Consider the following 23,677-nt stretch of genomic DNA (forward strand, 5'->3'; position numbering starts at 1 on the left):
GCTAGGTAACGGCACAGGGGGCTTTGGCACCGCCACCAACTTCTTCGTCGGCACTAATCCCATCTCAGTCACAGTTGGAGACTTCAACGGCGACGGCAAGCTCGACTTGGCTGCCGCTAATCTCACCAGCAACAACGTCTCCGTGCTGCTGAATGCTAACCCTAGTGCCACTTTAACAATTGTCGAACCTGTTGCCCCAGTCACCACCGCCACCAACACCGCCCTTGCCTATAGCGAAAACGACCCTGCGACAATCATCGACCCTGGTATTACCGTCACCGATGCCGACTCCACCAGCCTCAGCAGCGCCACTGTCACTATTACCAACGGTTTTGTCGCCACAGAAGACACCCTCGCTTTTACCAACCAAAATGGCATTACTGGCACTTATACTAACGGTGTCTTAACCTTAACTGGCAGTGCCACCGTCGCCGACTATCAAACTGCCCTGCAATCTGTTACCTATCAAAACAGTAGCGATAACCCCAGCACCACTCCCCGCACTATCAGCTTTGTGGTCAATGATGGCAACTTAGATAGTACCCCTGCTACCCGCGACATTGATCTCACCCCAGTTAATGATGCCCCAGTCATTACCGCCACCAACACCGCCCTTGCCTACACCGAAAACGACCCTGCAACAATTATCGACTCTGGTATTACCGTCACCGATGCCGACTCCAACAGCCTCAGCAGCGCCACTGTCACTATTACCAATGGTTTTGTCGCCACAGAAGACACCCTCGCTTTCACCAACCAAAATGGCATTACTGGCACTTATACTAACGGTGTCTTAACCTTAACTGGCAGTGCCACCGTCGCCGACTATCAAACTGCCCTGCAATCTGTTACCTATCAAAACAGTAGCGATAACCCCAGCACCACTCCCCGCACTATCAGCTTTGTGGTCAATGATGGCAACTTAGATAGTACCCCTGCTACCCGCGACATTGATCTCACCCCAGTTAATGATGCCCCAGTCATTACCGCCACCAACACCGCCCTTGCCTACACCGAAAACGACCCTGCAACAATTATCGACTCTGGTATTACCGTCACCGATGCCGACTCCAACAGCCTCAGCAGCGCCACTGTCACTATTACCAATGGTTTTGTCGCCACAGAAGACACCCTCGCTTTCACCAACCAAAATGGCATTACTGGCACTTATACTAACGGTGTCTTAACCTTAACTGGCAGTGCCACCGTCGCCGACTATCAAACTGCCCTGCAATCTGTTACCTATCAAAACAGTAGCGATAACCCCACCACAAACCGCACTATCAGCTTTGTTGTTAATGATGGCAGCTTAGATAGCACCCCTGTAACCCGCGACATTAATCTCACCGCAGTTAATGATGCCCCCACAGATTTGGAGTTAAGTGCCAACACCATCAACGATGAAGCACCAGCCAACACTGCCATCGGCACATTCAGCAGCACTGACCCAGATCAAAAGGATAATTTTGCATACAGCTTAGTTTCGGGAATTGATGATGTTGATAATAATGCCTTCACCATTGATGGCAATAGCCTCAAAATCAACAATTCTCCAGACTTTAAAACTAAGTCTAGTTACAAAATCCGCGTCCGTACCACTGACAATGGTAATTTCACCTTTGAGAAAGGGTTGACTATTAATGTTAATAATGCTACTGAAATACCCAACCGTCTCACTAACCCTAATGATGATGTCTTTAACATCAAAGGTAAGGATGTCAAACTCAAACTGGAAATTAAACTCACTGGACACAGTTCTAAGCTGGTGAATGAACTGGGTTTATTTACTGTTGATGATACTAAAGGTATCATTGACGGTATTGCCCCTGGTGCTGAAGGTTATGCCAAAGCAGCTTTAAAACGGTCAAAAGTAATTTTATCAGCGATCGCTAATACCCCTAACGGTTTTGACTACAATAATCTCAGCAGTCTGCTGGAATTAAATTCTGGCGATAATTTCCGATTCTTGTTAGTCATAGACAGTACCTTAGATGCTGTACGCAACGATCCTAACTCCATTAGAAAATTACTGTTTTCTGGTGTTTCAACACAAATTACAGCCTTGAATGATGATAGTTTCTCTCTAGGTTGGAAGGATGTTTCTAATAACACTGCCACAGATTTTAACGATTTGGTGGTGAAAGTTAAACAGACCAATCAAGCTTTACCTATTGGTACAAATCTCCAAGATAAATTCCTTGGGGAAGTGATTGATTTGCGAGATATCAAACAATCAGTGAAAGCGGAATTTAACGTTTACAGAGAAGCATCTTACAACAATTATGTCGGCTTTTATCAGGTGACTGATGCAAATGGGGGAATTGATACTAATGGTGATGGCATAGCCGATGTTCTCACTGGACAGGCTGGTTATATTCAGGCTGCTGTGCGTGGCAAAATTGCGGGTATTGATTTGAGTGTAAGTAACCAAGGTTCTGCTACTTACACTGGTACTTTCCAACCTGGTGCGATTTTTGCTCCCTTCATTATTGTGAATGGTAGACCTGATGCGCTTTTAGATAATAATTCTAATAACGATCCGGCGGTTTATTTCCCGTTCTTAGGTGCTAATTCTGATAAATCAGATCACATTCGCCTGTTAGCAAATAATACCTTTGGTTTTGAGGATTTGCCTAGTGGTGGCGATCGCGATTTCAATGATGTGATTATCAAAGCTAATTTGACAGCTACAGTTTAGGACTTATTAATTAATAGTTAGATTTGCTTGCTCGTCTCAAAGAAAGTATTTCACGAATGAGCAAGCTTTTTCTATTTCAGAAAATTTTTAGACAATCCCTGCATCACGCCTCTATCCATTTTGCTGTGTCTGATGCGGGAGCGTAGGCGTAGCCCGTCGTCCCCTTCGGGGATCTTGCTATGCGTAGCGTCTGGCAGGGAAGACATCACTTGATCATTCACTCACTACTCATTGATTAAAAGCTGTAATCTTCATCTGGCAAGCATTTTTGCTTTTATTAGTGCCATTACCCCGTATCCTTAAAGCACTCCCCGATATAAACTCAAAGAAGCCCAATAACAAAACTATATAGGAGGGCTGATGTTGCAAGTTAAAGCAGCAGTAGCTTACAGCGCAGGTAAGCCGTTGACAATTGAAACCGTTCAACTATCGGGGCCACAAGCTGGCGAGGTGTTAGTTGAGGTGAAAGCAAGCGGAGTTTGCCATACCGACGCTTTTACCCTATATGGTGACGATCCCGAAGGTTTGTTTCCGGCTATTTTGGGACATGAAGGTGCTGGTGTGGTAGTAGAGGTAGGTGCGGGTGTCACCAGTTTGAAACCAGGGGATCATGTGATTCCCCTATACACTCCCGAATGCCGCCAGTGCGAATATTGTCTGAGCTTCAAAACTAATCTCTGTCAAGCCATTCGCTTAACTCAAGCACGCGGTGTCATGCCCAATGGCACCAGTCGCTTTAGCATTGATGGGCAGATGATTCATCATTATATGGGTACATCCACTTTTGCCAACTATACGGTGCTACCAGAAATCGCCCTGGCAAAAATTCGGGAAGATGCCCCATTTGAAAAGGTTTGTTACATTGGCTGTGGTGTTACTACTGGTGTGGGTGCAGTTATCAATACTGCTAAAGTAGAACCGGGAGCAAATGTAGTGGTTTTCGGCTTGGGTGGTATTGGCTTAAATGTCATCCAGGGGGCGCGGATGGTAGGGGCGAATATGATTGTCGGGGTAGATATTAATCCCAGCAAACGCGCTTTGGCAGAAAAGTTTGGCATGACGCACTTTGTCAATCCCCAGGAAGTAGAGGGTGATTTAGTTCCCTATCTGGTTGACTTAACAAAAGGCGGTGCTGATTACAGTTTTGAATGTATCGGTAATGTCAAAATTATGCGTCAAGCATTAGAATGCTGCCATAAAGGTTGGGGCGTTAGTGTGGTTATTGGTGTTGCTGGTGCTGGACAGGAAATCAGTACTCGTCCTTTTCAATTAGTAACTGGGCGCGTTTGGAAAGGTTCAGCATTCGGAGGTGCAAGAGGACGTACAGATGTGCCGAAAATTGTTGATTGGTATATGGAAGGTAAGATAAATATTGATGATTTGATTACCCATGTGATGCCCATTGAACAAATTAATGATGCTTTTGAATTGATGCACAAAGGTGAATCAATTCGGAGTGTGGTAACTTTTTAGCTGTTAGATTCAAAGCTTTTTAGTCGGTTGGCGCAATTAAAGTTAACTGGTAAAGATTGTCATTTGTCACTTGTACTGAGCGTAGTCGAAGTATTGGTCATTTGTCATTAGATTTGTAGGTTGGGTTGAACTTTAGTGTTACCCAACAAATCCCTGAAAATGTTGGGTTTCGTTCCTCAACCCAACCTACATTGGAGTTATTTTTTAGGCTTAACCGAACAGTATTGGGACGTATATCTGTCAGTTGTGTCAACTTAAGCTAAAACACAAGATAAAATCTCGTGTTTTAGCCTAAATAAAATTTCAAGATTCCAAAATTGAAGCTATTTCTTCACTAACAACTCTCAGCTATTTAGATAAACGAGTCATTTCAAACAATTGCTGGGCATTACTTCCTAAAAAAGCATCGAAAAGTATCTGCTTTCCAGGCTCCACTTCTACTAGATAGCGCTGGGCAATTTCATAATAAGCGTAAGTCCAAGGGATCTGAATTTCTGCGGCACTATTATCATCTAACACTGTCACCATTTCTGTTACAGCTTGAGTTGCAGTTTGCCGCAAACCACAGGCAACATTTCCCTCTATCTCTGCTTTCATTGGTACACCCAGATTAGCCAAACTACTAGCGGTAGTATCGATGTCTGGATATTGTGGGGTGTTCTGTCCGTTGATATAGCCTGTAAAATGGTTGACACCATATCCGTGCAGCAACACCCAAGCCCCATACTGAGTAACCTTATTGACCTCTTCGACAACAGAACGCTTGGGAGGTAGCCAAGGACGGGTGAAGACTTGCTGGAGTTGTTTGGCAATAGTTTCAATCTTCTCGTCTTTTTTGAGAAGAGTAACGGGTGAGGTCAATTGGTGTGGGATTGCAGATACTGTTTGAGAGATAAGTTGAGCAATATTAGCAGGCAATTCATCAACAATCAACTCACTCATAAAGAGTTTGGGTAAGTTAAATTCCTCTTGCTGCGGATGGCGATAATGACGGGCATATAGATGAGTTTGAGCAAAATTATACTCTCCAGCCGCCACGTAACCCAAAGCTTCTGCAAATTGTGCGAGATAGTCAATTCCTAAATTAACTTTACCCTGGGGACTATCTACCAATAAACGCAAAGACCGAAAGGCAATGTGGTCGTTGGCAACAGTTCCACCGGCAGCAGTTATCATTTGCTGGTAGGTACGGGCATGATTTACTCTGGTGCTGTATTCTTGCCAAAGTAATTTCCATAAATTAAGGGCTATTTCGGGTTTCATATAAATTAGTCATGTCATTTGTCATTTGTCGAGGAAGAGGCAAAAGTTAGGAAATCTCCTTCTACATCCCACTCTCCCTAATCTTTTAAGAACTTATACCAATTTTTTATAAGCTGCATGGAATTAGATCCCCCCCAACCCCCCTTATTAAGGCTACGGTGTACACACAAGTAGTCCTAGAGCGAGTTTCCAGCCAAAAAAGGTAGATTCAAACTGATACAATCCGCGAATCAAAGTAGTAATTCCCGGAGGTTTCTGATAGGGTAAGCCTCTTGGCATCAGGTTAAATAATTCGTAATTCGTAATTCGTAATTCGTAATTAAGTTTTGTGACGGGGATTTAGACCCCGACCCAAAACGCGCTGTCTGTAGAGACAGGGGACTTAAACCCCCAAAGTTCGTTAAAAATTTTACTTCCTCATTTCTGTAGAGACGCGATTAATCGCGTCTCTTATAAATTAATTGCTGAATTCTGCCGAAAGTATAATTTATTCTCATCTCCCTGGCAGGATGTATTTGTGTTAACATTTATGTAAAGCTAATACCCTGAGCGCAGATAAATGGGGAAGGTTTTAGTCTTAAACGCATCTTACGAACCTCTCAATATAACGAGTTGGCGGCGTGCTGTGGTTCTGTTAATTAAGGGCAAAGCAGAACGCGTAGAACACAACGGTAAATTCCTGTACTCGGATTTTCCGTTGCCGACCGTGATCCGATTACGTCATTACGTGCGTGTTCCTTATAAAGAAATTCCTCTGACTCGCCGAAATATATTGCACCGTGATGGTCATGCCTGTCAATACTGTGGTTACACAGGAGATGAGTTGACTCTAGATCATGTAATACCGCGATCGCGCGGCGGGGGCGATACTTGGGAGAACATTGTGACAGCTTGTGTCCGTTGCAATGTTAAAAAAGGCAGTCGGACTCCCCATGAAGCTCACATGCCTTTACGCCATCCTCCCCGCCAACCTTATAGCAGCCTCTATTTCGAGGTTAGCAAACATCTTAAGAGTGGACTGCATACAGAGTGGCAAAAGTATGTTATAGGTCTTTGAGCAAAAACGCAGAGGAGCAGAGAGAGCAGGGGAATAAGGGGGAATTATTGAACAAGTCTCTCCCTTGTCTTTTCTTCATGCCCCCTGCCTCTTCGTTGAGAAATTTACGGCTATATAGCTTGCAACGAAGGCGATCGCGTCTTGTAGACCAAAAAATATACTTAGATGTATAGTGCAATGTCTTGATATTTTTGCGAAGATCAAAATAATGTGGCTAAATTCAGTGAATTGCTGATTGTAGTATTTCTGAATAAAAGGAGCCTCACACTTTAAAAAAGTTCCCTATGTACTTGAATTCTCCCGTTACTCAGTTTGAGAGTTTGTCATTGACCACAGCAGAGCCAAACCCAGAGGAACCTGAAATCGAGAAAGCGCCAGTGGAAGTTGCATTTAAAAGTCCATCATTACCGCCATCGGTAGGTGACGGAGCTATATTTCTCAGTAACCGTGGTAATTCTCTGGCACAACAAAAGTCAGAAGAACTCCAAAAAACCCTTTTGGCACATCGACACGATCGCCAACTGGTAATTTTGCAAGATTTTCCTGACCCTGATGCCCTCTCTTGTGCGTGGGCTTATCAGTTAATTGCCCAGCAATATGATATCAAATGCGAAATCATTTATGCTGGCGCATTGAGCCATCAAGAAAATATTGCCTTGGTAAGATTGACTAACTTACCTATCCAACGCTGGACAACGCAAATCTTGAAAACTAAAGATTTGTCATCTTATCAAGGTTTTGTGTTAATTGATAACCAAGGAACTACTTCACAGCTACTATCAGCAGTGCAGCAAGCTGGAATTCCCCTAGTGGTACTCGTTGACCATCACAGTATCCAAGGCGATCTGCAATCAGAGTTTGAGGATATCCGTCCTTATGTCAGAGCGACGGCAACAATTTTTACTCAATACCTCCAAACAGGATTACTAGCATTAGATAGCAGCATAAATCAACACGTCAAATGTGCCACTGCCTTGATGCACGGCTTGCGATCAGATACAAATCGACTGATGCAAGCGCAAGAAGAAGACTTTATGGCAGCAGCGTATTTAAGCCGATTTTATGACGCTCAATTGCTGAATGCTATTTTACAAGCGAACCGTTCTAAGCGGGTAATGGATGTGATCGAGCGATCGCTAAAAAATCGCATCGTCCAAAATAACTTTTCCATTGCTGGTGTAGGTTACTTACGCTACGACGACCGCGATGCCATCCCCCAAGCGGCTGATTTTCTCGTCACCGAAGAAAACGTTCACACCGCCGTAGTTTACGGCATTGTTCACGATGAAGACGATGAACTGGAAATAGTCATCGGTTCCCTGAGAACCACCAAACTTACCCTTGACCCTGATGAATTCATCAAAGAAGCCTTTGGACAAGATAGTGCAGGGCGGTTTTTCGGCGGTGGAAGGACAAGCGCAGGCGGCTTTGAAATTCCGATGGGCTTCTTATCTGGCAGCAATGAAAATTCCGCTTATGCGAAAATGAAGTGGGAAGTATTCGACGCTCAAATTAAGCAAAAACTGCTGAGGTTAGTTAACCCTAGAGACAATCCGATTCAGTCAGAATAGAGGGAGATAAAGGAGATGAGGAGAACTCCTAACTCATACAGCAGTCAAAGTGATTGGTTAGATAGCATCCCTAAGTCATTCGTGATAAATATATTTCCCGACTTTTCTCAAAAGTCGGGAATTTTGGTCTTTTCACAGAGGCTGAACTGATTGAGGATGTAGTTTGTGCCTAATGTTAAGTAGGTAGTCAGAAATAAAATTAACTCGCGCCTACCTATTTTATTTTCTCAGAAGGAGCGCCATGAAGTCTATAGAACTGCAAATGCTACAAACTTTGTATGAGCAAGATTTTTATGCTTGGGTAGAGCAGACAGCAGAGCTTTTGCGATCGCACCACTGGGACACACTGGATTTAGAAAACTTAATTCAGGAAGTGGTAGACTTGGGTAAGAGTCAACAACGGGACTTGCAGAGTGCGTTGCGGTTAGTCTTATCGCATTTGTTGAAGTGGAAGTATCAACCCGAACGTCGTAGTCACAGTTGGCAAGTTACCATTACTCGTGAGCGACTGAATATAGATGAATTACTGCAAGAAAGTCCTAGCTTGCGGCGTTTTTTAAATGATGCTGAGTGGATAAATACTACCTATCAAAGAGCGCTGCGAGAGGCGATGGTGGAAACTGGTTTATTAGACGATGACTTTGCGATCGTCTGTCCCTTTGCTGTCGATGAGATTTTAGACTTAGACTTTTATCCTAAAGCTGAGGAATAATTGTAATTTTATCCTGTAAGCGATCAAAAAGCGATTATATGAGCGCGTTATTATAATCCTAAACAAAACAGCGCATATATCATCATGTACCAACTCACTTTGACTATTCCAGAAGAAACTGTATTGGCTCTCAATGTAAAACCAGAACAGCTACAAGGTGAAGTTCTTCTTGCTGCTGCTATGAAGTTATACGAAATTGGTAAACTTTCTTCTGGAGCAGCAGCTAATTTGGCGGGTATTCCCAAAGTTGTATTTCTTTCACAACTAGCAAAATACAGCATCAGCACCTTCAAACTGACGGAGGCTGAACTGATTGAGGATTTAGCCCGTGCCTAATGTGATTACAGATACTTCTGTGGTGCAGTATCTCTACCAGCTTAACTTATTCAAGGTTTAAACCTATTGCCATATCCATAATACTTAGAATGTCTAACACTGTACTGTAAAAGACGGATGGCAGATCGACGAATACGTAATAATGATTAAGATTAGGATAGATTAAGTCACACCAGACTTAACTCCTAACTCAGCATGGGCTACGCCCTGCTACGCTAAAAAAATTAAAGTATGGAACTATATTTAATTCGTCATGGCATCGCCGAAGACAAGGGATTAGGCATCAAAGATGAGGAGCGCAGCCTTACCAAAGAAGGAAGGCAAAAAACTGAGAAAGTTGCTCAGAAACTTGTTAAATTAGGTTTAAACTTTGATTTGATTCTCACCAGCCCCTTAGTGCGGGCCCGCCAAACAGCTGAAATCCTCATAGCAGAAAAACTAAGCTCCCAGTTAGAGGAATCTAGCCACCTCGCCCACGATGGTGAAATTTCTAGTTGGCTAAAAGACTGGTTAGAACCGAGAAATTATTCCCAAAATACCCAACTGGCGCTGGTTGGACACGAACCAGATTTTACCAATTGGGCAGAAATTCTCCTGTGGGGAGAAGTCAAAGAAAGCTTAGTCTTGAAAAAAGCAGGTATGATTGGGATAAAACTACCAGAAACAGGTTCCCCTCTGGGTCGGAGTCAGATGTTTTGGTTGACACCACCCAAGTACCTGCTATAACAGTTTTTCAACATTTTCGATTGTTGTTAGAACGGCTACTGTTATGGCGAAGATAAATTTCTGGTAAGTTAGCTTGATCAGATATTTCAAAAAGCAAATGGTGGTGCCATGATGGTGTGCGAATACAAGCCTGGTTTAGAAGGCATTCCCGCCGCTCAATCAAGTATCAGCTATGTTGATGGGCAAAAAGGAATACTAGAATATCGTGGCATCCGGATTGAAGAATTAGCAGAAAAAAGTACATTCCTAGAAACTGCTTATCTCTTAATCTGGGGTGAACTGCCAAGCAAGGAAGAACTGGAAGGATTTGAGCATGAAGTTCGTTATCACCGGCGGATAAAATACCGCATTCGGGACATGATGAAATGCTTTCCAGAAAGCGGCCACCCAATGGATGCACTACAAGCCTCTGCTGCGGCTTTAGGTTTGTTTTATTCACTCCGGGATTTACATAATCCTGCCTACATTCGAGATTCCGTGGTGCGCCTGATAGCAACCATTCCCACGATGGTAGCGGCGTTCCAACTGATGCGAAAAGGTAATGATCCGATACGTCCCCGTGATGACTTAGACTATTCTGCCAACTTTCTATACATGCTCGATGAGCGAGAACCCGACCCTTTAATGGCGCGGATTTTTGATATCTGCTTGATACTTCAAGTCGAGCATACAATGAATGCTTCCACTTTCAGTGCCAGGGTGACAGCTTCTACCTTAACCGATCCTTACGCTGTGGTTGCTAGCGCTGTGGGAACTTTGGGTGGGCCCCTGCATGGTGGAGCCAATGAAGAAGTAATTCAGATGTTGGAAAAAATTGGCTCTGTGGAAAATGTTCGTCCTTACATAGAGCATTGTCTGGAAACTAAATCTAAGATTATGGGCTTTGGACATCGTGTCTATAAAGTAAAAGATCCACGAGCCATAATTTTACAAACCCTAGCAGAGCAACTGTTTGAAAAATTTGGCTATGACAAGTTCTATGACATTGCTCAAGAAATGGAACGAGTGGTAGAGGAAAAACTCGGTAGCAAAGGGATTTATCCCAATATTGACTTTTACTCCGGTTTGGTGTATAGGAAGATGGGAATTCCTACAGACTTGTTTACACCAATATTTGCGATCGCACGTGTTGCCGGTTGGTTAGCCCACTGGAAAGAACAACTAGCAGAAAACCGGATTTTCCGTCCTACCCAAGTTTACAACGGTCTGCACGAAGTTACTTATACCCCCATTGATCAACGGTAACTGGGGATTGGGGATTGGGCATGGGGCACTTGTACTGAGCGAAGCCGAAGTATTGGGCATGGAAAAGAGACAAGGGAGACAAGGAAGAGGGGGGAGACAAGGGAGAGACTTAATTTTAATAATTCCCCCTTGTCCTCCTTGTCCCCCTGCTCCCTGCTCCCTGCCCCTTCCCCCTTCCTCCTGCTCCCTCATCCCCTCAATAGTCAATCCCAATGCCAACCATAAGTAGAAGTTCTCATATCGCTTCAGAGGGCTAAAACCATCCAAGGATATACTAGGCATGGGAATTAGCGACAAATCTTCAATCAAGCATCATCTGGGCAAAAATTAAAAATGGGTGAATTTACAGGTATTAATTTAACTAATAGTTGTAACTCACCATGACTCGATGTCTTAAAGAGCGGAAACATGAACTCAGGAATTGACCTCCAAGGAACTTTTATTGAATCCCTCCGGGATTTAGGTATACCAGCAGGAACAGCCAAAGCAATTTGGATGCCCCTGCCAATGATCCTGATGCTGATTGGGGCAACAGTGGGGGTATTAGTTGCTACTTGGCTAGAACGAAAAATTTCCGCCTCCGCACAGCAGCGAATTGGGCCAGAATACCAAGGCCCTTTTGGGTTACTCGTACCTGTAGCAGATGGTCTGAAGTTGGTATTTAAAGAAGATATAGTACCAGCCAAGTCTGACCCCTGGCTGTTTACCCTCGGCCCAATTATTGTTGTAATTCCGGTGTTTCTGTCGTTCCTGATTGTTCCCTTTGGGCAGAATATCGTTATTAGCAATGTGGGCATGGGCGTATTCTTGTGGATTGCCTTGTCAAGTATTCAACCCATTGGCTTGCTGATGGCTGGCTACGCATCTAATAACAAATACTCCCTTTTAGGGGGCTTGCGGGCAGCAGCGCAATCTATTAGTTATGAAATTCCTTTGGCGCTGGCGGTGTTAGCGATCGCTATGATGTCTAATAGCCTCAGCACCGTTGATATTGTCAATCAACAATCTGGCTACGGCATTTTGGGCTGGAACATTTGGCGACAACCAATCGGTTTTCTGATCTTTTGGATAGCCGCCCTAGCTGAATGCGAACGATTACCCTTTGACTTACCTGAAGCGGAAGAAGAAATCGTCGCCGGCTATCAGACTGAATACTCAGGCATGAAATTCGGTCTATTCTACCTGGGTTCCTACGTTAACTTGATCCTTTCATCCTTACTAGTAGCAATTCTCTACCTGGGCGGTTGGGACTTTCCTATTCCCCTCAACCTCATCGCTGGTTGGCTGGGAGTCAGTGAATTAAATCCCGTGTTCCAGATAGTAACTGCTTCTTTAGGAATCACGATGACCGTCTTCAAAGCCTATTTACTAGTGTTTGTCGCCATCCTGTTACGCTGGACAGTGCCACGGGTACGCATTGACCAACTGTTAGATTTAGGATGGAAGTTTTTGTTGCCAGTTGGTTTGGTTAATCTCCTATTAACCGCCGCCCTGAAACTAGCCTTTCCCTTCGCCTTTGGCGGGTAAATCAATTTTAGATTTTAGATTTTAGATTTTGGATTGAATCTAAAATCTAAAATTCAAAATCCAAAATCAAAAAGAGAGAGACACAAAATGCTCAAGTTCCTAAAACAAGTTGGTGATTACGCCAAAGAAACGGTACAAGCTGCACGTTACATTGGTCAGGGGCTTTCTGTCACATTCGACCACATGCGGCGGCGACCAATTACCGTACAGTATCCTTACGAAAAACTGATTCTTGGCGAACGGTTTCGCGGTAGGATTCACTTTGAATTTGATAAGTGCATCGCCTGCGAAGTTTGCGTTCGCGTTTGTCCAATTAACCTACCTGTAGTCGATTGGGAATACGACAAAGCCAGCAAAAAGAAAAAACTCAACCACTACAGCATCGACTTTGGAGTTTGTATCTTTTGCGGTAACTGTGTGGAATTTTGCCCCACTAACTGTCTATCCATGACAGAAGAGTATGAGCTTGCCACTTACGATCGCCATGAATTGAATTATGACAGCGTAGCGCTAGGTCGTCTGCCCTATAAGGTAACAGATGACCCAATGGTTACACCACTGCGCGAACTAGTTTACCTACCCAAGGGTGTCCTCGAACCCCACGGATTGCCCGCAGATGCGCCATTTGCAGGTGCGCGTCCAGAAGACCTCGTGGAACAAACAGAAAAATAATGTCATTTGTCCATTGTCATTTGTCCTTTGTTATTTGACCAATGACCAATGACCAATGACCAATGACCAATGACTAATGACCAATGACCAATGACTAAGGACAAAAAACAGTGAATCTAGCAGAAGGAGTACAGTTAGTATCACTTGGCATACTGGGCGTGATGATGATTGGGGCAGCCATTGGTGTGGTGCTGTTCTCCAACATTGTCTATTCTGCCTTTATGCTGGGGGGTGTATTCATCAGCATGGCGGGAATCTACCTGTTGCTAAATGGTGATTTTGTTGCAGCTGCACAAATACTAATTTACGTTGGGGCGATTAACGTGCTGATTTTGTTTGCCATTATGTTGGTGAACAAGCGTCAGGATTTTGTCGCATTTCCCAATTCTTGGGTGCGTAAACTACTTACCGGTCTAGTTAGCGTAGGATTGTTTGGTCTTTTAAGTATAATGGTGCTGGCTACTCCTTGGGCTTACTCAACTACTCCTGTAGTGAGTGGTGAAAGCTCAATAGTTGTGATTGGAGAGCATTTCTTTACTGACTTTTTACTACCTTTTGAACTGGCTTCCATTTTGCTGCTGATAGCGATGGTAGGTGCAATTATTTTGGCCCGTCGTGAATATTTGCCAGACCAATTGACACCATCCGATGTAGGGCGAACTGTTTTGACTTTGCAAGAACGCCCCAGAGAACTGGTATCAACAACCAGTGAAACAAAAGAGTAATATTTGCAACTAAGGTCGCAAATAAAAAGCCAGATTTTTCATGAGGGATACCCAGATTCATGCAACTCCAGTACTTTTTATTACTAGCAGCAGCTTTATTCTGCATCGGCATCTACGGTTTAATTACCAGCCGCAACGCTGTGCGGGTGCTGATGTCAATTGAATTACTGCTCAATGCTGTTAATCTGAATTTAATGGCATTTTCCAACTTCCTCGACTCAACATTAATTAAGGGTCAGGTTTTCACAGTATTTGTGATTACCGTGGCCGCGGCCGAGGCGGCGGTGGGTTTAGCGATCGTGCTTGCCATTTATCGCAACCGCGATACCGTCGATATGGAGCAGTTTAATCTCCTGAAGTGGTAATTGTGCGTGCAACTCAAGCAGGTAATCATTGCTTATAAAGCGCGGGATGCCCGGAGTAAAGAATGGGCAGAAATCTGTGCTAAACAACTAGAAAGCCGCGAGTGCCAGGTGTTGATGGGGCCGAGTGGGCCAAAAGACAACCCTTATCCAGTCTTTTTGGCTTCGGCGGCTCAACCAATCGATCTCGCCTTGGTACTCGGTGGCGATGGTACTGTTTTAACTGGTGCCAGACATTTAGCCCCAGCTGGCATCCCAATTCTGGGAGTGAATGTGGGAGGTCATCTGGGGTTTTTAACTGAGTCGGTGGAAGAGTTTCAGGATACAGAGAAAGTTTGGGATCGGCTGTTTGAGGATCGCTATGCTATCCAACGACGGATGATGTTACAAGCTGCGGTGTATGAGGGTCACGGGTCTAATTTAGAACCAGTGAGTGAGCGTTACCTGGCTTTGAATGAATTTTGTGTCAAACCCGCCTCTGCTGACCGAATGATTACCTCAATTCTGGAAATGGAAATCGATGGTGAGGTAGTCGATCAGTACGTTGGGGATGGGTTGATTATTTCCACTCCCACAGGTTCTACTGGTTACACGGTTTCTGCTAATGGGCCGATTATGCACGATGGTATGGAGGCGCTTACCATCACTCCTATTTGTGCAATGAGCCTTTCTAGTCGGCCCCTCGTTTTACCCCCTGGCTCTGTGGTGAGTATTTGGCCTTTGGGGGATTACGATTTGAGTACCAAACTGTGGACAGATGGGGTGTTAGGGACTTCTATTTGGCCTGGACACCGCGTTGATGTGCGGATGGCAGAGTGTCGGGCTAAATTTATTATTTTGCGCGAGAACAATTCCTACTATCAGACGCTACGGGAAAAGTTGCTTTGGGCAGGTACAAGGGTTCACTACAACAATAATCACCGTAATTAATTAAGTATTTTAGAGTGCATCTACCGCAGATTGCGTAGGCGTAGCCCGTCGTAGGCGATCGCAACCAAAATTATTTAAGCCCCTGGATTCATCCGGGGGCTTTCTGCCTTGATTTTGATTGTAGATAATTGATCTTTGAAGACGCGATAAATCGCGTCTCTACATGAGGGTTTTGTTGCTAATTCTGAACTGTATTGCTTTATAACTGATACCAATTTTAAAAATAATTGCAACAGATAGAGTGAGAAAATCCAGATATACCAAGCAGTTTACAATCCAAAATCTAAAATCCAAAATCCAAAATGGTATGACTTGTATTTATAGCGTATATCAAAGGAAAATTTTGTATCTTATTGCCAGATTTTTTAGGAATTAATGTCCATAATAAAAGCACTATACCTCAAATCCAAAAGAGCAAGAAAGCTCTCTAGAGGTTATTTTATCGAAAACTGTCTCAATTACGCTTCTACACATTAATGCATAATGTGAGCTATTTGTATAGTGCCTAAATCCTAGTAGGATATTTTCGCAAATCTAAGTAGGAAGATAGATGGAAGTTTCTGGACGCAACGTCAATTATTCACTGAATCCTCCTCCCCCTCTTGAAGATTTCCCCGTCCTTCAAACTGAAAAATATACCCTACGGCTGGCTTCAACCGAAGAAGAATTAGAGTCAATCTTTCGGTTACGCTTTGAAGTTTTTAATCTGGAACTAGGCTTAGGATTCTCTACTTCTAACTTTACCCAGATGGATATAGATAAGTTTGATGCAGTTTGCCATCATTTAATCCTGATTTCCAAACAAACGGGTAAAGCAATTGGAACTTATCGGATGCAAACCTATATGATGGCTTCTCAAAGACTAGGCTTTGATGCTGCCGATATATTCAATCTTAATGCGATTCCCAATTCTGTGCTTCAAGCATCAGTTGAAGTTGGACGTACATGTATAGCTAAAGAATACCGTAACAGTCAGGCACTTTTATTATTATGGAAAGGGCTAGCAGATTATCTCATCTGGAGTAGAAATCAATATTTCTTTGGCTGTGCATCATTACTAACACAATGTTCTTGGCAAGCTACTTGCGTTTATGATTATTTTCAGCAGAATGGTTTGATGCATCCAAGTATTTTGGTTTATCCAAATTCACAATCTCGTCTAGAACAGCCTCAAAATGCTTCAGATTCATATAAAGTTGAGATTCCTAAAATTTTGCAGGCATACTTGAATATTGGAGCTAAAATATGCAGTCTTCCAGCTATTGATCGGCAGTTTAAAACTATTGATTTTTTAACTATATCTAATATTGCAGACTTTGGTAGATGGCGTTATCCAAATCCTCTCAAACAACCCTTATCATTGAGGATTCATAACGATTAATTCCACTACCGCCGCGTTATCCAACGGACGCGAGAATAAATAAGCTGTTCCACATTTAAATTGTATGGACTCGGCGCTCATGTTGCCCACCCACAAGATTTATGTTTATAAGACTTACGCAAAACTACATGCAGTAGGGGCAATTCATGAATTGCCCCTACCGGAAAATCAAGGTTTGGGCTATTTTTTGCGTAAGTCCTGGTTTAATCTGGTTATACCAAATAGATGTTGTTTCACTTATCTTTGTCCATATTCACAGTTTAGCTTTCTAATAAATACTAGCTACTCTCTTGTCTCTACCCCTTGAATAGTCACATCTAAACTTAGTTTGTGTGCCAGTGTGATAAGTGTCTCAACAATTTTTAAATTATTGCCATTATCATCTATGGGGCTGACAAAGAAACGGTCAATTTTGAATGTAAATACTGTGTCGTTAAATGAGCGATCTAATCGCTCTATCCATCGTTCAATGCATGGTAATTTGTGAAATTGCCTTACAGAGGTACAGCTACACCAAATATATTTTACACTCTATTGATATCTCGATTTCAAAACCAAATCTAGTTTTGCAGGATTTGATACAATCTTGCTCATTTATTTTCGTAGTTAATAAAGAAGAGTGTTGATTGCTAACCTTACCCATAAAATGGCAATGTTTAACAAATAGGCTCTGCTTGAAGTCTTGGCAATGTCTAGGAGGGTCGTAGCTGCGACACCTCATTCAGTCCGATAAATTAGATGATTTGAAAAAACTTTTTAGGAAATCCACTTATGCGCCATCTCAAATTTGCTCCGAGTTGGTTGCGATTTTTAATTATTTTCTTATTGACGATGGGTATATTGTTTCGCTTTTTTAACCTTGATAACAAAGTTTACTCACATGATGAAACTTATACTTCATTGCGAATTTCTGGTTATACAAGAAGTGAAGTACAAAATAAACTATTTAATGGTAGTGTCATTGGGAAAGAGAGTTTTGCTCAGTTTCAAGGTGTAAATAAAAAAAGCTTAAATGACACAATTATGAACTTGGCGAAAGAAGATTCTTTGCATCCACCACTTTATTACGTAATAGCCAGATTGTGGATGCAAATCTTTGGTAATTCGGTGACGGCAATCAGAAGTTTATCCGCTTTGATCAGTTTGCTGGTTTTCCCTTGTGTTTATTGGCTATGTAGAGAGTTATTTAATGTGCCGCTATCAGTTCCTGGTGTAGCGATCGCACTCATGGCAATTTCTCCAATTCAACTAGTATATGCCCAAGAAGCACAAGAATATATCCTCTGGTTAGTCACCATATTACTATCTAGCGCGTCTCTGCTGCGAGCAATGCGGCTGGAAGATGAGCTAATAAAAGAACGACAAAGACCAGATTTATTCGCTATCTGGAGCATTTATGCAGTCACTTTGGCAATTAGTCTTTATACATTTCTTTGGAGTGGATTTGTAGCAGTTGCTCACGGAATTTACGTGATTACTACTGCCAGATTCCAACTGTCTCTAGCTGTCAGAACTTATTTACTAGCATCACTGGTAGGTTTTTTAGCCTTCATGCCTTGGCTAGTAGTGATCATAGGTGACTTTTTCAAATTTTTGATTTCAGGAGATAAGACAACAATGCAGTCATCTTTGATGCCTGTATTTGGATTTTTCTTGATGCAAATAAGCCGAGTTTTTTTTGATATAGACCTTAACTCAGAAAATAAATTTAGCTATTTAATCACATTATGTTTTTTAACTTTCATCGGATATTCAATTTATTTTCTTTGCCAAACAAATAACTATAAAATTTGGTTGTTTATCATTACATTAATTGTAGTGCCAGTACTGCCCCTAAGACTACCAGATTTAATGGCTGGGGGTATACAATCATCTATTGAACCATATTTCATCCCATCTTATTTAGGAATTCAATTAGCTGTTGCTTACTTACTAGCTACTCAAATATATAATGGCAGTGTGTCACGCCGGAGTGTTTGGCACATAATTATGATATTAGTGATTATTTGTGGTCTGATTTCTTCTAAAGTGAATTTCCAGGCAGAAACTTGGTGGAATAAAGATATGAGTTATGGCAATCCACAAGTTGCCCAAATCATCAATCAGACTACTCACCCACTTTTGATTAGTGATGCTTTGGGTGATAATTATGGAAATATTTTTTCTCTGAGCTATCTTTTGGAGTCAAAGGTACAATTTATATTGGTTCAAAATCAAAAAATCCCCCGAATTCCTGATAGGTTTGCTGATATTTTTTTATTCAATCCTTCTGAGACTTGGCGCGAAACGATAGAAAAAAAGTATAATTTGAAGACAGATATTGTTTATAATGACAAATATTATTCTGTTTGGAAATTAGCTAAACCTCGTAGTGTACGCCAACACAATATTCTCCGCAAGACGAAATTATCCAGCAGTTGACTATCAGTTTATGGCAAAAGCAAAAGTGGGTAGCACTTAATTTTTAATTTTTAATTACAAAATGTCAAAATTAAGACGTTTGCTGACTGCTAACGCTATGCTATCTGTCAGTCATAGAGAATTCATCTGAATCTGACTCTTCTCTGCGAGAGGCTACGCTAACAACAAACTCTTTTCCCTGCGGGACGCTCATTTCAACCCATCGCATTGCTCTTGACTCCTAAATTCTGTTCCGAGAAATATTCAACAGATTCTTATCTTAAATTAATTTAAGTGATATTACGATGCTTTAAATTATTCTTTGAGCTTAATTTAAAGGTGTTGTATGGAAATAGCAGATTTTCTTGGTCTTTTACATCCAGCGATCGCAGTTATAATTGTGTTTCCACTTATCGGCACAGTAGTTAATTTTGCTTGGCAAACACGCCAACGCAGATTGCAAATTTTAGCCGGGAGTAAAAGCAAAATTCCCCCAGTGGTAGGTGGAGAACATAAGCAGTTAGGAGAAAGGCTAACAAGTGCAGTCGTCGGCTTAACTTTAATTGGATTAAGCTATCCTATTGGCAAAAATATTATTAAAAATCAATTGTGGAACAAAACACCTTTTCAAGTTGTTTTTATCCTATTAATATTGGCTGCTACCATCACCTCTTTAATATTTCTTTATCGGGCAAAGCAGCGAATGTGGCGGGCAGTTTTTGCCACTTTAACTGGTGCAGGTTTAGTAATATTAGGCTGTCAAGATGGAGTATTTCGGCGTACCAATGAGTGGTATTGGTCACATTATTATATTGGGATTACAGCCGCACTGCTAATGATTTTTTCATTAGCGATTGTTCAAGATATTTATCAAGATAAATCTAATCGTTGGCGCATCGTCCATACGATTTTAAACTGCATTGCTTTGTTGCTATTTATTGGACAAGGTATGACAGGAACGCGGGATTTATTAGAAATTCCCTTGAGTTGGCAAGAACCCTATATTTATCAGTGTGATTTTGCTAATAAAACTTGTCTAACGCCAAATTCTCAACCACCAAAGTGAACTAAGAGATTTCCAAATGAAGAAGAGATGAGGGAGAGGGGGAAGATGTGGTTCGACTTCGCTCACCAACCGGGAGATGAGGGAGAGACTTGTTCAATAATTCTCCCTGCTCCCTTGCTTTTTTTTCAAGCAATATTATCTATAAGCCGATCGCGAATTGTTTTAAGTTGGTCTTGAGTCTTAATTGGCTCTCGTGGTGCTGGCAGTTCTGTATTAGGCCAGTTAGGTAAACTATTACAGGGACATAACAATGCTGGCATCCCGACGTTTCGCGCGGCTACTGGCATACTGCAACGACCACAAGGAACCATATCCCATGCTGGTGTTAACAATTCAGCAATGGTTTCTTGCGTACCCTCTAAGTAACAATCACCTGATTCCGGTGAGAGGATTTTCTCCCAGCACTCTTCAAATTCTTCACTATAGCGATCGCCATTTAGCACCGATTTGGGCAAAATGCTTGCCTTCCCGTTGCCCTTAATCACTTTCTTACCCAACTGAAACCAGTAGGCAAGGTATCCTCTAACTTCTTGTTTGGTTGCCATAAGACAATTTTAGATTTTAGATTTTGGATTAATTTGAATCAATAGTTAAGAATCTTGACTTCTGAATACTCCAGCATCCTCTCTGTTTGGCAATGGCGAACCAAGGACACTGAGATTGAGAACATGACCACCAGTTACTAAATAAACAGTTTCGCTAAGTGCAGCTAGCTGGCGCACTAAAGAACCCAAGCGATCGCGGAACATCCTCCCAAGGGGATAAGCTGGTATCACTCCCCAACCTACCTCTTCTGCTACAAACAGCACATCAGCAGCAACCAGATCCACTGTCTCTAATAACTCTACAACGATATTTTCCCAGCTAGATTTGTCCTCCTCTAAGAGATTAGCAACCCAAGTTCCTAAAGAATCCACTAAAAGACAGGTATAGGGTTTGGCATCGGCGAGGGTAGCAGACAGTTCTACAGGTACAGATAGAGTTACCCAGTCTTGGGGACGGCGTTGTTGGTGTTCTGAAATGCGTTGATGCCATTCTTGGTCATCTGTGTTATCGGTTGCTGTTGCTACGTAAACAACTGCTTTCCCTGACTGCATAGCCAAAGTTTCCGCCCATTCACTTTTACCAGATCGTGCTGGCCCTGTTACTAAGATGATTTTACCCAAAGTTGTTTTCTGAGTATTTTAACAAAAATAGAATTCAGAAATCAGGAGCCAGAATTCAATCCTGAATTCTGCGTTCCGGTGCTGAATCCCCGACTTTCTTGTTCTGAATTCTTCTTCAACACCACAGTTTTTACTTCATCGGCAAGATTTTTGGTTTCAAATAACTTTTAAGGGATAAAATTAGCACCAACATCATTGATGTCATAACTGGCAAAAGCCGAAAATCCCAACAACCCCATTCTTAATGATTCAATAAGAGGCAGTTCTTGCAGGGGGAAAAGGAGCAGGGGAAGAGCCGACAAGCGTTGCGGAACATGAGTTTGATTCCCCCACAACAACCAAGCGTGGTTCCCGTACCCTACGAGAAGCTAGCGCAACAGTTGGGGTCGAATCCCCTTTCTAGTTCTATCCCCCTGCCCCCCTGCCTCTTCTTCGACACCATTGGGGACAGCAAAATTTAGGATGTCTTTATGAACGCAGGCTTAAAACGCATAGAAGCAACTCTACACGATTTAGGGAATCGCGGCACTGCCTCTGCCGCCGAAGCAGGTGATTCGACGACAAAACGGCCTTTTTCCTTTAGAATCAGTGTCGGAGCCAACGAATCCACAGAAAGTACACCAACTCCATCATCTCAGGAAGAACAAACAGTTGAATTGGGCGTAGATACTGAGAGTGATTATCCTCCTGAACAGAATTTCTTTCCTCACCATGACTCTGTGCAGACCTTTCAAACACAAGAGAATGGTGACAAAACACCCAGCCTACCTAAGTTGAAAACTCCGAGTTTTAGTAACCATCGCCACGGAGCAAATCCAGGATTGGCGATGAATCTATTACAAGAAATTCAGGAAACTGTCGCTGGTTGGCAAATAGAACTGCAAAATATTTTGAACCAAATTCAGGATATTTACTTAGAAGGCCCAATTGTCAATGGCTGGTTAGAATCCAATCCCAGCGAACCAGAACCGGGAGGAACGGCAACACTGCGCCATGCAGAAGTTGACCGCCTGATGAACTACGTAGAAGAAATTTGTGCCACTGGTGGGAAAGTATCTTATAAATCATCAATTACTGGCTACCGCCTCTGTGGTGTAGACGGTGCTGGTAAAGTCTGGTCACGCCCATGTCCAGCAGATCAGGTTGCTAATGTTAGTATGGCGATCGCACGTTACCAAAAGTTACGTCAACTGTTGGGGCGCAAGCAATCTTTAGAAACCCGGCTGAGTCAACTGGCCCAAACACTTGTAGTTTTACACAGTCATATTCAACAAACGTAAAGTTTTAAAGATTATTTCCGAAGAAACTCGGTTGGTGGGTCGGTAATTTTTGGTTTAGATTAACTCTCAGCAGGTATGCGTTGGATTTAAGATTTTTATCTAAAATCCCAAATCTCAAATCCAAAATAAAATCTATGCCAGATACCAAAATCTCTGCCATTATCTGTACCCACAATCGAGATACCTATTTAGGGGCTGCAATTGATAGTCTTTTAGCGCAGGATTTTGCTGCTGACTTTGAAATTGTGGTAGTTGATAATGGATCTAGCGATCGCACTCGTGAGGTTGTAGAACAAAGGGCCCATAATCCGCGCCTGAAGTATGTATTTGAACCCACCATCGGCTTATCTGTCGCCCGCAACACAGGCGCAAAAGTAGCTAGTGGTGATATTCTTGCTTATCTGGATGACGATGCTGTTGCTAGCCCTGGCTGGCTACAAGTTTTATATTTTGCCTATTACAATAATTCTAAACTAGCGATCGCAGGTGGCAAAGTCACTCTCTTATGGCCCCCAGGAATCGAACAACCACGATGGCTATCTCCAGGACTAGCTGCAAATTTGGGTGCATACGACTTGGGTGACAGCAACATCTACATCGATCAACCTGGCTTAACACCCAGAGGCTTAAATTACTCCATCCGCCGCAGTTTCCTAGAAGAAATTGGCGGTTTTGATCCTCATCTCGGTCGAGTGGGGAAAAATCTATTATCAAATGAAGAACTGCAAATGACCGAATTTGCCCTACAGCGTGATTGGCAAGTCGCTTATCTTCCTGAAGCACTAGTTGCTCACAATGTTGCCCCAGAACGCCTCCAACGCACCTGGTTTTTAAATCGAGGCTGGTGGCAGGGTATCAGTGAATGCTATCGAGAACAACTCGCTGGTAAAGCTGGAATCGCTCAATTGCAGCGAGGTAGCGAACGGTTTGTGCGTGGCTTGTATAAAGCATTACAATATTTTTCTGATCCAGCAGAACGGTTTGACAAACTTGTATATGCTTACGGTCAGATTGGTTACTTAAATGCTGCTATTCAAGGTCTTTTATCCACATCAAATAAGAAATAACCAATAACATAATTTATACT

At 42.6% G+C, this 23,677-nt stretch carries 21 protein-coding genes; 18 read left to right on the forward strand and 3 right to left on the reverse strand.

All coding sequences use genetic code 11. The annotated features are described in order from the left end of the window. The coding region (locus HWQ36_RS20350; RefSeq protein ID WP_292705662.1) for a DUF4114 domain-containing protein at nt 1-2,698 on the forward strand (2,698 nt) is incomplete at its 5' end. Nucleotides 2,699-3,061: 363 nt separating this feature from the next. Continuing rightward, a complete protein-coding gene (locus HWQ36_RS20355) occupies nt 3,062-4,171 on the forward strand; it encodes an S-(hydroxymethyl)glutathione dehydrogenase/class III alcohol dehydrogenase (RefSeq protein ID WP_292705794.1) in 1,110 nt (369 codons plus the stop codon). Between the two features lie 348 nt (nt 4,172-4,519). Here the strand turns inward: HWQ36_RS20355 and HWQ36_RS20360 are convergent, their stop codons facing one another. After that, nucleotides 4,520-5,434, reverse strand: a complete 915-nt coding sequence (locus HWQ36_RS20360) for a DUF1338 domain-containing protein (protein ID WP_292705664.1) — start codon at nt 5,432-5,434, stop codon at nt 4,520-4,522. 559 nt (nt 5,435-5,993) lie between these two features. On the opposite strand from HWQ36_RS20360, the gene HWQ36_RS20365 reads away from it, so the two are divergent. The 14 genes from HWQ36_RS20365 (at nt 5,994) to HWQ36_RS20430 (ending at nt 20,144) form a co-directional block, all read left to right on the forward strand. Further along, nucleotides 5,994-6,491: an HNH endonuclease gene (locus HWQ36_RS20365; protein WP_069070622.1), complete on the forward strand. Its 498-nt coding sequence runs from the start codon at nt 5,994-5,996 to the stop codon at nt 6,489-6,491. A 284-nt stretch (nt 6,492-6,775) separates the two neighbouring features. Beyond that, the gene (locus HWQ36_RS20370) at nt 6,776-8,062 is read left to right on the forward strand and encodes a bifunctional oligoribonuclease/PAP phosphatase NrnA (RefSeq protein WP_292705666.1); all 1,287 of its coding nucleotides are present in this window, start codon (nt 6,776-6,778) and stop codon (nt 8,060-8,062) included. A gap of 241 nt (nt 8,063-8,303) precedes the next feature. Continuing rightward, nucleotides 8,304-8,774: a DUF29 domain-containing protein gene (locus HWQ36_RS20375; RefSeq protein WP_292705667.1), complete on the forward strand. Its 471-nt coding sequence runs from the start codon at nt 8,304-8,306 to the stop codon at nt 8,772-8,774. 84 nt (nt 8,775-8,858) lie between these two features. Then, nucleotides 8,859-9,110 carry a UPF0175 family protein gene (locus HWQ36_RS20380; protein WP_292705669.1) on the forward strand — a complete coding sequence of 84 codons (252 nt, stop codon included), beginning with the start codon at nt 8,859-8,861 and terminating at the stop codon, nt 9,108-9,110. A gap of 231 nt (nt 9,111-9,341) precedes the next feature. Continuing rightward, the gene (gene sixA, locus HWQ36_RS20385) at nt 9,342-9,836 is read left to right on the forward strand and encodes a phosphohistidine phosphatase SixA (protein WP_292705671.1); all 495 of its coding nucleotides are present in this window, start codon (nt 9,342-9,344) and stop codon (nt 9,834-9,836) included. Between the two features lie 108 nt (nt 9,837-9,944). Continuing rightward, entirely contained in the window at nt 9,945-11,081 is a 1,137-nt protein-coding gene (locus HWQ36_RS20390; protein WP_292705672.1) for a citrate synthase, read from the forward strand. 408 nt (nt 11,082-11,489) lie between these two features. Beyond that, a complete protein-coding gene (gene nuoH, locus HWQ36_RS20395) occupies nt 11,490-12,608 on the forward strand; it encodes an NADH-quinone oxidoreductase subunit NuoH (RefSeq protein ID WP_114083481.1) in 1,119 nt (372 codons plus the stop codon). Nucleotides 12,609-12,695: 87 nt separating this feature from the next. Next, complete coding sequence (gene ndhI / locus HWQ36_RS20400) at nt 12,696-13,280, forward strand: NAD(P)H-quinone oxidoreductase subunit I (protein WP_292705675.1); 585 nt, start codon at nt 12,696-12,698, stop codon at nt 13,278-13,280. A 110-nt stretch (nt 13,281-13,390) separates the two neighbouring features. After that, nucleotides 13,391-14,005: an NADH-quinone oxidoreductase subunit J gene (locus HWQ36_RS20405; protein ID WP_292705677.1), complete on the forward strand. Its 615-nt coding sequence runs from the start codon at nt 13,391-13,393 to the stop codon at nt 14,003-14,005. A gap of 59 nt (nt 14,006-14,064) precedes the next feature. Beyond that, nucleotides 14,065-14,370, forward strand: coding sequence for an NADH-quinone oxidoreductase subunit NuoK (gene nuoK / locus HWQ36_RS20410; RefSeq protein ID WP_006199065.1), 306 nt, complete (start codon nt 14,065-14,067; stop codon nt 14,368-14,370). Between the two features lie 6 nt (nt 14,371-14,376). After that, nucleotides 14,377-15,297 carry an NAD(+) kinase gene (locus tag HWQ36_RS20415; protein WP_094346551.1) on the forward strand — a complete coding sequence of 307 codons (921 nt, stop codon included), beginning with the start codon at nt 14,377-14,379 and terminating at the stop codon, nt 15,295-15,297. A gap of 550 nt (nt 15,298-15,847) precedes the next feature. Next, on the forward strand, nt 15,848-16,678 hold the full coding sequence (locus HWQ36_RS20420) for a GNAT family N-acyltransferase (RefSeq protein WP_292705728.1): 831 nt from the start codon (nt 15,848-15,850) through the stop codon (nt 16,676-16,678). 771 nt (nt 16,679-17,449) lie between these two features. Continuing rightward, a complete protein-coding gene (locus HWQ36_RS20425; protein ID WP_292705730.1) occupies nt 17,450-19,099 on the forward strand; it encodes a glycosyltransferase family 39 protein in 1,650 nt (549 codons plus the stop codon). A 325-nt stretch (nt 19,100-19,424) separates the two neighbouring features. Continuing rightward, entirely contained in the window at nt 19,425-20,144 is a 720-nt protein-coding gene (locus tag HWQ36_RS20430; protein ID WP_292705733.1) for a DUF4079 domain-containing protein, read from the forward strand. Nucleotides 20,145-20,269: 125 nt separating this feature from the next. Here HWQ36_RS20430 and HWQ36_RS20435 read toward each other — a convergent pair whose 3' ends face one another. Together HWQ36_RS20435 and cobU are read right to left on the reverse strand one after the other, a co-directional pair. Then, nucleotides 20,270-20,689 (reverse strand): hypothetical protein, encoded by a 420-nt coding sequence (locus HWQ36_RS20435; protein ID WP_292705736.1) that lies wholly within the window; start codon nt 20,687-20,689, stop codon nt 20,270-20,272. A 45-nt stretch (nt 20,690-20,734) separates the two neighbouring features. After that, nucleotides 20,735-21,310, reverse strand: a complete 576-nt coding sequence (cobU, locus tag HWQ36_RS20440) for a bifunctional adenosylcobinamide kinase/adenosylcobinamide-phosphate guanylyltransferase (protein WP_292705739.1) — start codon at nt 21,308-21,310, stop codon at nt 20,735-20,737. 470 nt (nt 21,311-21,780) lie between these two features. Between cobU and HWQ36_RS20445 the strand changes: the two genes are divergently transcribed. Both HWQ36_RS20445 and HWQ36_RS20450 read left to right on the forward strand, forming a co-directional pair. After that, a complete protein-coding gene (locus HWQ36_RS20445; RefSeq protein WP_292705741.1) occupies nt 21,781-22,590 on the forward strand; it encodes a hypothetical protein in 810 nt (269 codons plus the stop codon). A 134-nt stretch (nt 22,591-22,724) separates the two neighbouring features. Next, nucleotides 22,725-23,657, forward strand: coding sequence for a glycosyltransferase family 2 protein (locus HWQ36_RS20450; RefSeq protein ID WP_292705744.1), 933 nt, complete (start codon nt 22,725-22,727; stop codon nt 23,655-23,657). Nucleotides 23,658-23,677: the final 20 nt, after the last annotated feature.

It is taken from the genome of Nostoc sp. NMS2 (assembly GCF_017115105.1).
In the GTDB taxonomy this organism is placed as follows: Bacteria; Cyanobacteriota; Cyanobacteriia; order Cyanobacteriales; family Nostocaceae; genus Nostoc.

Excerpts from the sequence above, each read along its gene's own strand:
- HWQ36_RS20360 (WP_292705664.1), bottom strand. The coding sequence starts at position 5,434 with ATGAAACCCGAAATAGCCCTTAATTTATGGAAATTACTTTGGCAAGAA.
- HWQ36_RS20365 (WP_069070622.1), top strand. The coding sequence starts at position 5,994 with ATGGGGAAGGTTTTAGTCTTAAACGCATCTTACGAACCTCTCAATATA.
- HWQ36_RS20370 (WP_292705666.1), top strand. The coding sequence starts at position 6,776 with ATGTACTTGAATTCTCCCGTTACTCAGTTTGAGAGTTTGTCATTGACC.
- HWQ36_RS20375 (WP_292705667.1), top strand. The coding sequence starts at position 8,304 with ATGAAGTCTATAGAACTGCAAATGCTACAAACTTTGTATGAGCAAGAT.
- HWQ36_RS20380 (WP_292705669.1), top strand. The coding sequence starts at position 8,859 with ATGTACCAACTCACTTTGACTATTCCAGAAGAAACTGTATTGGCTCTC.
- sixA (WP_292705671.1), top strand. The coding sequence starts at position 9,342 with ATGGAACTATATTTAATTCGTCATGGCATCGCCGAAGACAAGGGATTA.
- HWQ36_RS20390 (WP_292705672.1), top strand. The coding sequence starts at position 9,945 with ATGATGGTGTGCGAATACAAGCCTGGTTTAGAAGGCATTCCCGCCGCT.
- nuoH (WP_114083481.1), top strand. The coding sequence starts at position 11,490 with ATGAACTCAGGAATTGACCTCCAAGGAACTTTTATTGAATCCCTCCGG.
- ndhI (WP_292705675.1), top strand. The coding sequence starts at position 12,696 with ATGCTCAAGTTCCTAAAACAAGTTGGTGATTACGCCAAAGAAACGGTA.
- nuoK (WP_006199065.1), top strand. The coding sequence starts at position 14,065 with ATGCAACTCCAGTACTTTTTATTACTAGCAGCAGCTTTATTCTGCATC.
- HWQ36_RS20420 (WP_292705728.1), top strand. The coding sequence starts at position 15,848 with ATGGAAGTTTCTGGACGCAACGTCAATTATTCACTGAATCCTCCTCCC.
- HWQ36_RS20425 (WP_292705730.1), top strand. The coding sequence starts at position 17,450 with ATGCGCCATCTCAAATTTGCTCCGAGTTGGTTGCGATTTTTAATTATT.
- HWQ36_RS20430 (WP_292705733.1), top strand. The coding sequence starts at position 19,425 with ATGGAAATAGCAGATTTTCTTGGTCTTTTACATCCAGCGATCGCAGTT.
- HWQ36_RS20435 (WP_292705736.1), bottom strand. The coding sequence starts at position 20,689 with ATGGCAACCAAACAAGAAGTTAGAGGATACCTTGCCTACTGGTTTCAG.
- HWQ36_RS20445 (WP_292705741.1), top strand. The coding sequence starts at position 21,781 with ATGAACGCAGGCTTAAAACGCATAGAAGCAACTCTACACGATTTAGGG.
- HWQ36_RS20450 (WP_292705744.1), top strand. The coding sequence starts at position 22,725 with ATGCCAGATACCAAAATCTCTGCCATTATCTGTACCCACAATCGAGAT.